Source organism: Micromonospora violae, assembly GCF_004217135.1.
GTDB classification, from domain to species: Bacteria; Actinomycetota; Actinomycetes; order Mycobacteriales; family Micromonosporaceae; genus Micromonospora; species Micromonospora violae.
The window spans coordinates 3,435,165-3,450,152 of the sequence record NZ_SHKK01000001.1; the positions used below are offsets into that span (position 1 = coordinate 3,435,165).

11 protein-coding genes are annotated in these 14,988 nt (G+C 71.1%); all 11 read left to right on the forward strand.

What is annotated here, in order from left to right:
* Positions 1-27 precede the first annotated feature (27 nt).
* The gene (locus tag EV382_RS15080) at positions 28-1,362 is read left to right on the forward strand and encodes a glycosyltransferase family 4 protein (protein WP_208758423.1); all 1,335 of its coding nucleotides are present in this window, start codon (positions 28-30) and stop codon (positions 1,360-1,362) included.
* A gap of 83 nt (positions 1,363-1,445) precedes the next feature.
* On the forward strand, positions 1,446-3,122 hold the full coding sequence (locus tag EV382_RS15085) for a serine/threonine-protein kinase (RefSeq protein WP_244236704.1): 1,677 nt from the start codon (positions 1,446-1,448) through the stop codon (positions 3,120-3,122).
* 119 nt (positions 3,123-3,241) lie between these two features.
* Positions 3,242-4,867, forward strand: a complete 1,626-nt coding sequence (locus EV382_RS15090; protein ID WP_130402490.1) for a serine/threonine-protein kinase — start codon at positions 3,242-3,244, stop codon at positions 4,865-4,867.
* A gap of 102 nt (positions 4,868-4,969) precedes the next feature.
* A complete protein-coding gene (locus EV382_RS15095; RefSeq protein ID WP_130402492.1) occupies positions 4,970-5,779 on the forward strand; it encodes a metal-dependent hydrolase in 810 nt (269 codons plus the stop codon).
* On the forward strand, positions 5,776-6,684 hold the full coding sequence (locus EV382_RS15100) for an amidohydrolase family protein (protein ID WP_130402494.1): 909 nt from the start codon (positions 5,776-5,778) through the stop codon (positions 6,682-6,684). The genes EV382_RS15095 and EV382_RS15100 overlap by 4 nt, the downstream gene beginning before the upstream one ends.
* A gap of 205 nt (positions 6,685-6,889) precedes the next feature.
* A complete protein-coding gene (locus EV382_RS15105; RefSeq protein ID WP_244236952.1) occupies positions 6,890-7,939 on the forward strand; it encodes a LacI family DNA-binding transcriptional regulator in 1,050 nt (349 codons plus the stop codon).
* An 84-nt stretch (positions 7,940-8,023) separates the two neighbouring features.
* On the forward strand, positions 8,024-9,328 hold the full coding sequence (locus EV382_RS15110; RefSeq protein WP_130402498.1) for an ABC transporter substrate-binding protein: 1,305 nt from the start codon (positions 8,024-8,026) through the stop codon (positions 9,326-9,328).
* Between the two features lie 67 nt (positions 9,329-9,395).
* Positions 9,396-10,364: a carbohydrate ABC transporter permease gene (locus EV382_RS15115; protein ID WP_130402500.1), complete on the forward strand. Its 969-nt coding sequence runs from the start codon at positions 9,396-9,398 to the stop codon at positions 10,362-10,364.
* Between the two features lies 1 nt (position 10,365).
* Positions 10,366-11,253, forward strand: coding sequence for a carbohydrate ABC transporter permease (locus EV382_RS15120; RefSeq protein ID WP_130402502.1), 888 nt, complete (start codon positions 10,366-10,368; stop codon positions 11,251-11,253).
* Positions 11,250-13,481: an alpha-xylosidase gene (gene yicI, locus EV382_RS15125; RefSeq protein WP_130402504.1), complete on the forward strand. Its 2,232-nt coding sequence runs from the start codon at positions 11,250-11,252 to the stop codon at positions 13,479-13,481. Before EV382_RS15120 ends, yicI begins: the two co-directional genes overlap by 4 nt.
* Entirely contained in the window at positions 13,478-14,887 is a 1,410-nt protein-coding gene (locus EV382_RS15130) for a GH1 family beta-glucosidase (RefSeq protein ID WP_130402506.1), read from the forward strand. The genes yicI and EV382_RS15130 overlap by 4 nt, the downstream gene beginning before the upstream one ends.
* Positions 14,888-14,988: the final 101 nt, after the last annotated feature.

Genomic DNA, 14,988 nt, shown 5'->3' on the forward strand with positions numbered 1-14,988 from the left:
GCCCGGGGACAACTCAAAGGGGGCCGCATGTCACTCGATGCCCACGTGATCGACATCAACCCCGCCCGACAGTTGCGGGTGCTGATGCTCTCCTGGGAGTACCCGCCGGTGCTCGTCGGCGGTCTCGGCCGACACGTGCACGCCCTCTCCGTCGCCCTCGCCGCCGCCGGCCACGAGGTCACCGTCGTCACCCGCCACGGCGACGGCGCACCCCTGGAGGAGTACGCCGACGGCGTGCGCATCCTGCGCGCTCCCGAGGACCCGGTGACGTTCCCCCTCGCCACCAACTCACTCCTGGCCTGGACCATGGCCTTCAACCACACCCTCACCCGCACCGCCCTGCGCGCCACCCAGGCCGGCGGCTACGACGTCATCCACGCCCACGACTGGCTCGTCGCCCACACCGCGATGACGCTGCGCGACCACCTGGACATCCCGCTGGTCACCACCATCCACGCCACCGAGGCCGGCCGGCACCAGGGCTGGCTGCCCGAGGAGATGAACCGCACCATCCACGGCGTCGAACACTGGCTCAGCAACTCGTCCATTCGGGTGATCACCTGCTCCGGATACATGCGCGACCAGGTGACCCAACTCTTCGACGTACCGGCCGCCCAGGTCGACGTGGTGCCCAACGGAGTCGACGACCGGGCCTGGCGGGCCCGCCCCCGAGCGGTCGCGTCGGCCCGGGCACGCTTCGCCGCCGACGGCCCGCTGGTCGGGTACGCCGGACGGTTGGTCTACGAGAAGGGCGTCCAGCACCTGGTGCACGCCGTACCCCGGCTGCGCGAACGGCACCCGGGGCTGCGCGTGGTGATCGCCGGCGACGGCCCGTACCGCACCGAGCTGGAGGCGGAGGCCCGGCGGCTGGCGCTCAGCTCGACCGTCCGGTTCACCGGCTTCCTCGACGCCACCCAACTGCCGGCGATGCTCGGCGCCACCGACGCGACAGTGGTCCCCAGCCTCTACGAGCCGTTCGGCATGGTGGCGCTGGAGGCCGCAGCCGCCGGCGCACCCCTGGCGGTGGCCCGCACCGGCGGCCTCGCCGAGATCGTCGAGCCCGGCGTGACCGGGGTGACGTTCCCGCACAGCGACCCGGACGCGCTCGCCGGCGCGGTCGGCCAACTGCTCGGCGACGAGGTCTTCGCCCGGCGGCTGGCCCGCAGGGCCCGCACGATGGTCGGCCAACGGTACGGCTGGGCCACCATCGCGGCCCGCACCACCGCCAGCTACGCCACCGCCCGCCGCGAACACGGCCCCGTGCAGGCCCGACGCGCCGCCGCCCGACTGGCCGGCGGACGCCCCCGGATCGCCATCCCGGAGGGGAACCTGTTCGCCACCGCCGACCACGCCGCGAGCTGACCTACGTCAGATGACCTATAGGTGACTTCCGATCCGCTGGTTAGGGTGTAGCCCGGACAGCGGCTGGGGAGGAGCGTGCAGAGGTGCTGATCACGGGTCGGTACCGGCTGCTCGACCTGGTGGGTCGCGGGGGCATGGGTCGGGTCTGGCGCGCCCGCGACGAGATGCTGCACCGCGAGGTAGCGGTCAAGGAGATCGTTCCACCGAGTTGGTTGGCCGAACATGAACGGGCCGAGGTGCGCGCGCGCACCATGCGGGAGGCGCGCGCCGCGGCCCGACTCAACCACCCCGCCGTGGTCCGGCTCTACGACGTCGTCGCGGTCGAGGGCAGCCCATGGATCGTCATGGAGTACGTCCCGTCCCGCACCCTCCAGGACGTGGTGGACGCCGAAGGGCCCCTGGAACCGGCCCGCGCGGCCCGGATCGGCCTGGCCGTGCTCGACGCCCTACAGGCCGCGCACACCGCCGGGGTGCTGCACCGCGACATCAAACCGCAGAACGTACTGGTGGCGCACGACGGACGGGTGATGCTCACCGACTTCGGGCTGGCCACCTTCGACGGCGGCGACGGCGCGACGACCCGCCCCGGCATGGTCCTGGGCTCCCCGCAGTACGTGGCCCCGGAGCGGGCCGCCGAGGGGGTGTCCACGGTGGCCGCCGACCTGTGGTCGCTCGGGGCGACCCTGCACGCCGCCGTGGAGGGGCAGTCCCCGTACGCCCGCAGCACCGCGATGGCCACCCTCAGCGCGCTCGCCGCCAACCCGCCGGACCCGGCCCCCCACGCAGGGGCGCTCGCGCCGGTGCTGGACGGGCTGCTGCGCCGCGACCCGCGCGACCGCCTCGACCACGACACGGCCCGACGGTTGCTCACCACGGCCGCGACCGGCCACACCGACCCGCCGTCGGCCACCGACCAGCCCTCGGCCGACGGGCCGGCGTCGAAGCGGGCCGACCAAACCAGCCCGGCCGACGACCCCGACGACTCCGACCCCACCATTCCGCTGCCCAACCCGGGCGCCGCCGTCAGCGTCTCCCCCACGCCGGCCCCGGATCCGGCCGCCGGGCGTACCGCGCGTCGGGTGGCGGTGGTCGCCGTCGCGCTGCTGGTAGCCGTGGTGGCCGGCGTCGGCACCGCCCTGGTCGTCACCGGGGACGAACCCGGCGACACCACCGGCTGGTCCTCCCCGCAGCCGAACCGTCCGCCCAACGACGGACCGTTCGGCCCCGGTCGGCCACCAGCCGGCCGGAACCTCCCCCCGCCCCCGTTCGCCTGTGTCCGTCCGGAGATCGTCGGGACGCCCGTGCGGGCCGGGGCAGCGCACTCGGGCGAGGAGTTCCGGCCACCGCCCGGCTGGGTCTGGCACGCCGACACCGCCGGCTTCCGGGTCTCCGTCCCGGCGACCTGGGTGACCTCCCGCGACGACAGCGTGACGTGCTTCCAGGACCCGGCGACCGGACGGGCCCTCAGCATCGCCGGGGGCGACGCCGTCGATCCCCTTCAGCGGCTGCGCACCACCCGCGACGCGGCGGCCAAGGCGGGCGCGTTGCCGGGGTACAACGAGATCCGGCTCGCCGCGGGTGACGGCGGAGCCGAGTGGGAGTGCCGCTGGCAGACACCGCACGGGTCGTGGCTGCACGCCCGGCAACAGATCTTCCACGCCAACCGGTGGACGCTGGGTTGGATCACCCGCGACGAGGACTGGGCCATGGCCGCAGCCGACTGGGAACTGGTCCGAGATAGTTTCCGACCACCCCGCTGACCTGCACCGTATGGTCATGATCCGGAGCACCGTCCGGCGTGGATCGAGGCCGCTCAGCGGATGAGAATGCCGGCATTGGTAGCTATCGTGGACCTCGGGGTGACCGAGGGGGAGCGACCGTGCATCAGTTGCTGATCGCGGGTCGGTACCGGCTGCTCGACCTGGTCGGCACCGGCGGAATGGGCCGGGTGTGGCTCGCTCGCGACGAGATGCTGCATCGCGACGTGGCGGTGAAGGAGGTCGTGCCGCCGTCCTGGCTGGCCGAGACCGAGCGCGCGGAATTGCGGCTGCGGACCCTGCGGGAGGCCCGCACCGCCGCCCGGCTCAACCATCCCAACGTGGTCCGCCTCTACGACGTGGTCCACGACCGGGACAGCCCGTGGATCGTGATGGAGTACGTGCCGTCGCGGTCGGTGCAGCAGATCATCACCGCCGAGGGGCCGCTGAGCCCGCAGCGGACCGCCCGGATCGGGCTGGCGGTGCTCGCCGCGCTGCGGGCCGCGCACGCCGCCGGGGTGCTGCACCGCGACGTGAAGCCGCCCAACGTGCTGGTCGCCGACGACGGGCGGGTGGTGCTCACCGACTTCGGGCTGGCCACCTTCGACGGTGGCGACGGTGTGATGACCGGGCCCGGCACGGTGCTCGGCTCACCGCAGTTCGTCGCCCCGGAACGGGCCCGCGAAGGGGTGTCCGACGTGCGGACCGACATGTGGTCGCTGGGCGCGACGCTCTACGCGACGGTTGAGGGGCAGTCACCGTACGCGCGCTCCAGCGCGATGGCGACGCTCAGCGCGCTGGCCACCGAACCACCGGACCCGATGCGTCGGGCCGGTCCGTTGCGTCCCGTCCTCACCGGCCTGTTGCAGCGCGACCCCTGGCGGCGACTGACCGCCGTCGAGGCGGAGCCGTTGCTGCGCCGCGCCGCGGCGAGCCCCGAGGAGCCCTCGGGGTCGGTCCGGTCCTCGGCGGTCGCGGCGGTCCGCAGCGCCGGCCGGGCCATCGCCCCACTCCCGGTCGAACCGGTGACCCCGTCGGGCGACCTGCCGACGCCGCGCCCGCGCCCGCCGCGTCGACCCGGTCGGCGCCGGCGCCTGATCACCCTGGGTGGTGCGGCCACCGCGCTGCTCGTCGCGGGAGGCGTCACGCTGGCGCTGGTCAACCGGCACGACGACCGGACTCCCCCGTCCGGCTCGGGTGGCGGCGCGCCGACCGCCCGGCCGGCGGCGTTCGCCTGCGCGTCATCCCCGCCACCGTCGGCGGCCCCGGTGGTGGCGGTGGCACCGCCGCCAGACGTCAGGTACGGGCTGCCCGAGGGGTGGACCTGGTACGACGACCCGAGCGGGTTTCGGATCGCCGCCCCGGTGGGTTGGGCACGCTGGAGCGAGGGCACGGCGACCTGCTTCCGCAAGTCCGGTGGGTCCCGGGTGCTCAGCGTCGAGGCGGGTCCGGCCCGCGCGGATCCGGTGGCGTACTGGCGGGCCGAGGAGGCTCGGCTGATTGCGATCGAGGCGTTGCCCGACTATCGCCGGGTGGACATCTCGGCGATGAACATCTTCGCGGGTGGTGCCGTGTGGGAGTGCGGCTGGCAGAACGCCCTCGGCGTGTCGGTGCACAGCTTCCGGCTGCTGGCCAACACCTCGGCCGACCGCTCGTACACCGTCTCGTGGTTGACAGAAGAGTTCGACTGGCAGGTCAACGCGGCATACTTGCCGATGATCCGGCAGAGCTTCACCCCCACCCTGTGACCCGGTCCGATGTGGACCCTCCGGGTGATGCCCCTGCGGCGCCGGCGCTGACTACAGTGGCGTAGTTTTGGCGCTCAAGATCCCTGGGGAGGGTGAGCCGAGATGATGGGACCGCAGCACGCGCTGTCCGGCGCGGCGGTATGGTTGGCGGGCTCCTGGGCACTGGAGCAGTTCGCCGACTACCACCAGTCGCCGCTCGCGTTGGCGGTGGGCACCGCGGTGTGCGCCGGCGGCGCGCTCTTTCCCGACCTCGACATGTCAGGCAAGGTGACCAAGAACCAGGGCGGGGCCACCGTGGCCCGCACCTTCGGGGTCTTCTCACTCTTCGCCGCCGAAGTGATGGAGAAGATCTCCCTCGGGGTCTACTACGCCACGAAGCTCAGCAAGGACCCCCGCCGCAACAACGGGCACCGGACGCTGACCCACACGCTGCCGTTCACCGCGCTGATCGGTTGGGGCACCACCGCGCTGTGCGCCGCGTACGGCAAGTGGGCGGTCATCACCATCCTGTTCTTCATGTTCGGCCTGGCGCTACGCGGGCTGTTCGACAAGTGGGCCGAGCGGGCCGGCTGGGTGATCATCACGCTCGCGTCGGCCGGGGCGGCCTGGTTCACCTACGCCAACCTGCCCGGTGGGCGCGGCTATCCGCTGATCGGCACCGCGCTGGGCGTGGGCTGCTTCGTGCACATCCTCGGCGACATGATCACCCGAGCCGGCGTGCCGATCCTCTGGCCGATCCCGATCAAACGGCGCATGTGGATGATGATCGGTCTGCCGAACCGCATCGCCCTGCGCGTCGGCAGCAAGGCCGAGGTGGTCGGGATGCGCATCGCACTGACCGCCGTCTCGGCGCTGGCCACCGTCGGCTTGGTCGCGCCCTCGGTGCTGAGGCGATTCGGCGTCGACGTATGACCGATTCCGCGCCGGTGATCCCGCCGGTCGCGGACGAACGGGTGCCTCAGTTCTGCCGCACGCTGGGGCTGCCCGGTCTCGCCGACGTGCACGTGCACTTCCTGCCGCCGCGACTGCTGCGTCGGGTGTGGGCCTACTTCGACGCCGCCGGGCCGCTGGTCGGCACCGAATGGCCGATCCGCTACCGGTGGAGCGACGCCGACCGGGTCGCGCACCTGCGCCGGCTCGGGGTGCGGGCGTTCAGCGCGTTGGCGTACGCCCACCGGCCCGGCATGGCGGCGGACCTCAACCGCTGGACGCTGGATTTCGCCCGCGACACCCCCGGGTGCCTGGCCTCGGCCACGTTCTACCCGGAGCCGGAAGCCCCCGGGTACGTCGCGGCCGCCCTCGCCGAGGGTGCCCGGCTGTTCAAGGTGCACCTGCAGGTCGGCGGTTTCGCGCCGACCGATCCTGCGCTGGACCAGGTGTGGGGGATGTTGTCGGACGCGGGTGTGCCGGTGGTGGTGCACGCCGGGCACGCGCCGGTGGGGACCGCCCACACCGGCCCGGACCCGTTCGCCGCGCTGCTCGCCCGTCACCCTCGGCTGACCGCCGTGGTGGCGCACCTGGGCGCCCCGGACTATCGGGCGTTCCTGGACCTCGCGGAGACGTACGAGCGGGTCCGACTGGACACCACCATGGCCTTCACGCCCTTTTTCGACCAGTTCATGCCGTTCCCCACGGACGAACTGCCCCGGTTGCGTGAGGTGGGGCTGGCCGGCAAGGTGCTGCTGGGCAGCGACTTCCCGAACCTCCCGTACCCGTACGCCGACCAGATCACCGGGCTGGCCCGGCTGGACCTGGGCGACGACTGGCTGCGCGCGGTCTGCTGGAACAGCGCCGCCGCCCTGTTCGACCTGGCCTGAGCCCGGCCCGCCGAAGGACCACGACGGGCGACCCCGCGACCGGATGCAGGGGTGCCGCGGAACGGCTGAATTTCTTTTCGACATCTGCTATTGACGTCGCCGTAACAGGTGGCCTAGCGTCCTGTCGAACCGCTTCGTCGAAACGCTTCGACGGAGTAACGGAAGTGGTCCCACCCCAGGCCGGAGGAGGTGCGCGGTGGCCACCATGCACGACGTCGCCCGCCTCGCGCAGGTCTCGGTCAGCACCGTCTCGTACGTGCTCACCGGCACCCGGCCGATCTCGCAGGCCACCCGCAACAAGGTGCTGGCCGCGATGGCGCAGCTCGACTACCAGCCCAACGCGATGGCCCGGGGGCTGGCCAGTCGCCGCAGCCGGATCCTCGGCCTGCTGATGCCGATGGACGAGCGCGGCCTCGGCGCCACCGAGACCGCGTTCGTCACCGGCGCCGCCGCGGCGGCCAGCGTCGCCGGCTACCACCTGGTGCTCTCGCCGGTCGGCGGGGGCAACCTCGACGACCTGCGCCGCCTGGCCAGCCAGCGGATGCTCGACGGGGTCGTGCTGATGGAGGTTCAGCTGGACGACGAGCGGGTCACCGTGCTCCAGGAGGCGGGGGTGCCGCTGGTGCTGATCGGGCGCACCGGCGACACCAGCGCGCTCTCCTACGTCGACATCGACTTCGACCAGACCGTCCACGAGGCCGTCGCGCACCTGGTCGCACTCGGCCACCGGCGGATCGTCTACGTCAACCACTCGGCCGCCACCTTGGCCAGCGGTTACGGGCCGGCGCTGCGGACCCGCGACGCCTTCACCGCGGCGATGACCGGGCACGGTCTGGAGCCGTTGATGATCGCCGCCGAGGACAGCGCCGCCGGCGGGCGGGCCGCCCTGGCCGCCGCGTTCGCCAAGGCGCCGGACCTGACCGCGGTGTTGGCCATGAACGAGACGGCGATCTTCGGCATCCTCGGCGAGTTGACCGGCCGCGGGTTGGCGGTGCCCGACGACGTCTCCGTCGTCTCGATGGTCACCTCGCCGCAGGTCGCCGAGCTGGCCACCCCGGCGCTGACCGCGATGACGTCGCCCGGCTCGGCGCTCGGCCGGATCGCCATCGAAGCGCTGACGCGCCACCTGGACGGTCCCGCGGACCTTCGTCACCAGCAACTGCTGCCGTGCACGTTGGAGGTTCGGGGGTCGACCGCCGCACCACGGCGGCTCACCCTGGCTACCGCTGGTCCACCGTCGAAAGACGGCGGCTGACCAGCGAAAACGGCCCGCCATCGCGCTGCAACGCGACGACGGGCCCTGTGAAGTACCGGCTAGTACTCAACGAGGAGGATAGTAATGCAGCGATTCCGCCGGCTCGTCGCCGCGATCGCCCTGGCCGCGACCGCGACGACCACCGTGGCCGCTTGCGGCGGTGGTGACAACGGGGACGACAGCGACGCCAAGGTTCTGAAGCTCTGGCACTACGAGAGCGAGACCAGTGCCATGGGGGTCGGCTGGAACAAGGCCATCGAGATCTTCAAGTCTGAGCACCCGGGTGTCGAGGTGCGCTTCGAACGCAAGGCGTTCGAGCAGATCCAGCAGAACGCTGGCATGATCATCAACTCGTCCGAGGGCCCGGACATCATGGAGTACAACAAGGGCAACGCCACCGCCGGGCTGCTCTCCTCCCAGGGCCTGCTGGCCGACCTGAGCGACGAGGCCGACAAGCGCGGCTGGGCCGACAAGCTCAGCCCCAGCCTGCAGACCACCGCCCGGTACAGCGACAAGGGCGTGATGGGCTCCGGCAACTGGTTCGGTGTGCCGAACTACGGCGAGTACGTCACCGTCTACTACAACAAGGACCTTTTCCAGAGCAACGGCGTCAAGGTCCCGACCACCATGGCCGAGATGACCGCCGCGATGGACACCTTCGTCGGCAAGGGCATCACCCCGCTGGGCATGGCCGGTGCCGAGTACCCCGCCGGGCAGCTCTTCTACCAGCTCGCCCTCTCCAAGGCGGACCGGCAGTTCGTCGACAACTACCAGCTCTACAAGAACCCGGTCGACTTCAAGGCCGACCCGCTCAAGTACGGCGCGGACACCTTCGCCCAGTGGGTCCAGAAGGGCTACGTCGCCAAGAACTCGGCCAGCCTCAAGGCCGAGGACATGGGCACCGCCTTCATCGGCGGCAAGGTTCCGATGATCGTCTCGGGTAGCTGGTGGTACGGCCGGTTCAAGACCGAGATGAAGGCCAACTGGGACACCTTCCTCTTCCCCGGCAACACCCTGCAGGCCGGGTCCTCCGGCAACCTCTGGGTGGTCCCGGAGAACAGCAAGGCCAAGAGCCTGGCGTACGACTTCATCGACATCACCCTGCGTCCGGAGATCCAGGACCTGATCGGCAACAACGGCGGTGTTCCGGTCGCCGCCGACGCGTCGAAGATCACCGACCCGAAGGACCGCAAGCTGATCGAGGACTTCAACACGGTCAGCAAGTCCGACGGCCTCGCCTTCTACCCGGACTGGCCGGTCCCCGGCTACTACGACGTGCTGGTCTCCGGCTTCCAGGGCCTGATCAACGGCTCGAAGTCGCCCGACCAGGTCCTCGACACGATCGCCAAGCCGTACGCCGATGGCGTCAAGGAGATCACCGGCAAGTGACACGGCGAGCGGCGGGCGCGACCGGTACGACCGGCGCGCCCGCCCGCCCCGTCGGGAAGGATCTTCCATGGCAGTCTCCGACACGGTCGCCGCCACACCGCCGGCCGCGACCCCCACCCCGCCCGCGCCCAGCCGCCGACGCCGCGGCCGCACCGCGGCGTACTGGCTCTACCTGCTCCCCGGAGCGGTGCTCTTTCTCCTGGTCATCGGCGCGCCGCTGGTCGGCACCCTCTACCTGTCGCTGACCAAGTGGTCCGGCATCGGCGACCCCCGGTGGGTCGGCCTGGACAACTACCAGCACCTGCTGCACGACGACGTGTTCTGGGCGTCGTTCCGCAACACCATCTGGATGCTCGTCGCGATGGTGGTGGTGCCCACCGTGCTCGGGCTGCTGCTCGCCGCGGTGCTCTTCGACGTCATCGGCCGCCGGTTCAAGCCGCGCACCGCCGCCGCGCTGCGGGCCGCGTTCTACCTCCCGCAGGTGCTGCCCGTCGTGGTGGCCGGCATCGTCTGGGGCTGGATCCTCCGCCCCGACGGCGCGTTCAACAGCCTCCTCGACGCGGTCGGTCTCGGCGCGCTCCGCCACGACTGGCTCGGCGACCCGGGCACCGCCCTGCCGGCCGTGATGGGCGTGATGATCTGGGTGCAGATCGGCTACCCGGTGGTCGTCTTCATGGCGGCGTTGCAGCGGGTCGACCCCGAGCTGTACGAGGCCGCCGAGGTCGACGGCGCGAACTGGCTGCACCGGTTCCGGGCGATCACCCTTCCGCAGATCCGGCCGGAGACCTTCGTGGTGGCCCTGACCTGCACCATCGCCGCGTTGAAGGTGTTCGGGCCGATCTTCGCCCTGACCCGCGGCGGCCCGGACAACGCCACCAACGTGCCGTCCTACTTCGCCTACTACACGTTCTTCAAGAAGCTGCAGGTCGGCTACGGCTCCGCGATCTCCATGGTGCTGACACTGATCATCGTGGTGGTGGCCGGGATCTTCATCTGGATGCAGGCCCGCAGCGAGCGCCGGGACCGGGGGTTCTGACATGGCCGTCACGCTCACACCGAGCACCGCACCGGTGACACCGGCCCGGCCCGTACGCGACCGGCAGCACCGCGGCGTCAGCCGCTGGGTGGTGCTCGCCCTGGTCACCCTCGGCGCGCTGGTCATGCTGGTGCCATTCGCGTTCATGCTGCTCAACGCGTTCAAGTCGCCCGGCGACTACTCCTCGGGCGGCCCGCTGAGCTGGCCGACGGAGTTCTACACCAAGGGTCTGCGCACGTACTGGACCGAGGTGAACTTCCCGCTCAAGTTCTGGAACTCGGCGCTCATCGCCGGTTCCGTGGCCGTGCTCGGCGTCGCCGTCTCACTGCTCAACGCGTACGCCCTGGGCATCGGCCGGGTCCGTGGCCGGCTGTGGATCGTCGGTCTCTTCCTGCTGGCCAACATGCTGCCGCAGGAGGCGCTGATCTACCCGCTGTACTACGTGGCGAAGCAGGTCGGCCTCTACAACACCCAACTCTCGGTGATCATCATCTTCACCGTGATCCAGAGCGCGTTCGGCACCTACCTGCTCGCCTCGGTGATGAGCACGTTCCCGCGCTCGCTGCTGGAGGCCGCCTCGCTCGACGGCGCCGGCAAGTGGACGGTGCTGTGGCGGGTGGTCTTCCCCAACCTGCGGCCCACCCTCGCGGTGCTGCTCATCTTCTTCTTCATCTGGACGTGGAACGAGTTCCTCATCCCGCTGGTCATGCTGATCGACAACCAGACGCAGACCATTCCGGTCGCGCTCGCGTCGTTGCAGGGCGACCGGCTGATGGACGCTCCGACCACCAACGCCGGCGCGCTGATCAGCCTGGTGCCGGCCATCCTCTTCTTCCTCATCTTCCAGCGCACTCTCGCGCGCGGCATCACGGCAGGAGCCGAGAAGTGAAGTTCACCGACGGGTACTGGCAGCTGCGCCCCGGCGTCAGCGTCCTGCGCCCTGGCACCGTGGAGTCGGTCGAGCCGGACAAGCGCGGCTTCACCGTCTTCGCACCGACCGGTCAGATCACCGGACGCGGCGACACCCTCAACCGGCCCCTGGTCACCGTCCGGTTCTTCTCCCCCGCCCCCGGCGTCATCGGGGTGACCATCGCCCACCACACCGGAGGGCTGCCCCGCGAGCCGCACTTCGCGCTGGACACCGACGACACGCACCCGGTCACCGTCGACGTCAGCGGGCTCAGCGCCACGCTGACCACCGGCGAGTTGACCGCGCGGGTCGCGCTCATCGACGGCTGGAAGGTCGAGTTCCTGCACGGCGACCGGCTGGTCACCGCGTCCACCGCGCGCAGCATCGGCGTCGTCACCGACGCCGAGGGCCGCCACCATGTGCACGAACGGCTCGCCCTCGGTGTCGGAGAGACGGTGTACGGGCTGGGCGAGCGCTTCGGCCCGTTCGTCAAGAACGGGCAGACCGTCGACATCTGGAACGCCGACGGCGGCACCGCCAGCGAGCAGGCGTACAAGAACGTGCCGTTCTACCTCAGCAGCGCCGGCTACGGGGTCTTCGTCGACCACCCGGAGCACGTGTCGTTCGAGGTGGGCTCCGAGGTCGTCACGCAGACCCAGTTCAGCGTCGAAGGCCAGTCGCTCACCTACTACGTCATCGACGGGCCCCACCCGAAGGACGTGCTGCGCCGGTACACCGCGCTCACCGGCCGTCCGGCCCGGATCCCCGCCTGGTCGTACGGCCTCTGGCTCTCCACGTCGTTCACCACCTCGTACGACGAGAAGACCGTGACCGAGTTCGTCGACGGGATGGCCGAGCGGGGACTGCCCCTGTCGGTGTTCCACTTCGACTGCTTCTGGATGCGTCAGTTCCACTGGGTCGACTTCGTCTGGGACCCGGCGACCTTCCCCGACCCCGAGGGGATGCTGCGCCGGCTGCACGAGCGCGACCTGAAGGTGTGTGTCTGGATCAACCCGTACATCGCGCAGCGCTCGTACCTCTTCGAGGAGGGCCGCGCGGCCGGCTACCTGGTGCGCAACCCCGACGGCTCGGTCTGGCAGTGGGACAAGTGGCAGGCCGGCATGGCGCTTGTCGACTTCACCAACCCGGACGCGGTCGCGTGGTTCACCGGCAAGCTCAAGGTGCTGCTGGACATGGGCGTCGACTGCTTCAAGACCGACTTCGGCGAGCGCATCCCGACCGACGTGGTGTGGCACGACGGCTCGGACCCGCAGCGGATGCACAACTACTACTCGTACCTCTACAACAAGGCCGTCTTCGAGCTGCTGGAGACCGAGCGCGGCAAGGGCGAGGCGGTGCTCTTCGCCCGCTCGGCCACCACCGGCGGGCAGCAGTTCCCGGTGCACTGGGGCGGCGACTGCGAGTCGACGTTCGTCGCGATGGCCGAGTCGCTGCGCGGCGGGCTGTCCCTGGCGGCGTCCGGCTTCGGCTACTGGAGCCACGACATCGGCGGATTCGAGGGCACTCCCGACCCGGCGGTGTTCAAGCGGTGGGTCGCCTTCGGGCTGCTCTCCTCGCACTCCCGGCTGCACGGCTCCGGCTCCTACCGGGTGCCGTGGGCGTTCGACGAGGAGGCCGTCGACGTGCTGCGGCACTTCACGCACCTCAAGCTGAGCCTGATGCCGTACCTGGCGGCCGCCGCCGAGGAGGCACACCGCGACGGCACCCCGATGATGCGGCCGATGTTCCTGGAGTTCCCGGACGACCCGGCGACGGCACACCTGGACCGGCAGTACATGCTCGGCTCGGACGTGCTGGTCGCGCCGGTGCTCAGCGCCGACGGCGACGTCACGTACTACGTACCCGCCGGCACCTGGACGCACCTGGTCACCGGCGCGCAGGTCACCGGCCCGGCCTGGGTGACCGAGAAGCACGGCTTCGACAGCCTGCCGGTGCTGGCCCGTCCCGGCGCGGTCATCCCGTTCGGCTCCCGCACCGACCGACCGGACTACGAGTGGGCCGACGACGTGCGGCTGCGGGTGTACGCACCGGCCGAGGGGCAGCGGACCCGGGTACGGGTACCGTCACCCGGCAACGGGCCGGGCGCCGAGTTCGACGTGCGCTACGAGGGTGGCACGGCCAGTGCCGAACTGGTCGCCGGCACCTCGACGGGCTACATCTGCGAGATCCAGGGGACGGAACGATGACGCGACACCACTTCCCGGAGAGCTTCGTCTGGGGCTCGGCGACCGCCGCGTACCAGATCGAGGGCGCGGCGACCGAGGACGGCCGCGGGCCGTCCATCTGGGACACCTACAGCCACACGCCCGGTCGGACCCTCAACGGTGACACCGGTGACGTGGCCGCCGACCACTACCACCGGTGGGCCGACGACCTCGGGCACATCGCCGACCTCGGGCTGGGCGCGTACCGGTTCTCCATCGCCTGGCCCCGGGTGCAGCCGGGCGGCTCGGGCCGGTTCAACCAGGCCGGCATCGACTTCTACTCGCGGTTGGTGGACGGGCTGCTGGAGCGGGGTGTCCGCCCGGTGGCCACCATGTACCACTGGGACCTGCCGCAGGAGTTGGAGGACGCCGGCGGGTGGGCGGTGCGGGAGACCGCGTTGCGCTTCCAGGAGTACGCGGCGGGCATCGTCGGTGCGCTCGGCGACCGGGTGCACACCTGGACGACGCTCAACGAGCCGTGGTGCTCCGCGTACCTGGGCTACGCCTCCGGGGTGCACGCGCCGGGTCGGACCGAACCGGCGGCGGCGCTGGCCGCGGTACACCACCTCAACCTCGCGCACGGCCTGGCCGGCCGGGTGGTCCGGGAACTGGCCCCGTCCGCCGAACTGTCGGTGACGCTGAACCTGCACGTCGTGCGGGGCGCCTCCGACTCGGCCGCCGACCAGGACGCGGTCCGGCGGATCGACGCCCTTGCCAACCGGGCGTTCCTCGGCCCGATGCTGGACGGGGCGTACCCGGCCGACCTGCTGGCCGACACCGCCTCCGTCACCGACTGGTCGTTCGTCCGCGAGGGCGACGAGAAGCTGATCGCGGTGCCGCTGGACGTGCTCGGGGTCAACTACTACTCCAGCACCCTGGTCCGGGCCTGGGACGGGGTGTCGGCCCGCTCCGACGCCGACGGGCACGGCGCGTCGACCTCCACCCCGTGGGTCGCCGCCGACGACGTCGACTTCCTGCCGCAGCCCGGCCCGTACACGGCCATGGGGTGGAACATCGACCCGCCGGCGCTGACCGAGCTGCTGCTGCGCCTGCAGCGCGAATACCCGAACCAGCCCATGATGATCACCGAGAACGGTGCGGCGTTCGACGACGTGGTGTCGGCCGACGGCCGCATCCACGACGACCGGCGCATCGACTACCTGCGTCGGCACATCGGCGCGATGGCCGACGCCCGCGCGCAGGGCGCGGACGTGCGCGGCTACTTCGTCTGGTCGTTGCTGGACAACTTCGAGTGGGGCTACGGCTACGACCGTCGCTTCGGCATCATCCGCGTCGACTACGACACCCAGGTCCGCACCTGGAAGGACAGCGCCCACTGGTACCAGCGCCTAGCCGCCACCGGAGAGCTGGACTCGGCGCAGGACTGACGTACCCCGCCACGCCCGCAGCGAGCCTGCGGCCATGTCCTGACGAGCGTGATGCCTGTGAGTCATCTTGATGACTCACAGGCATCAGGAAGCGTGACGCA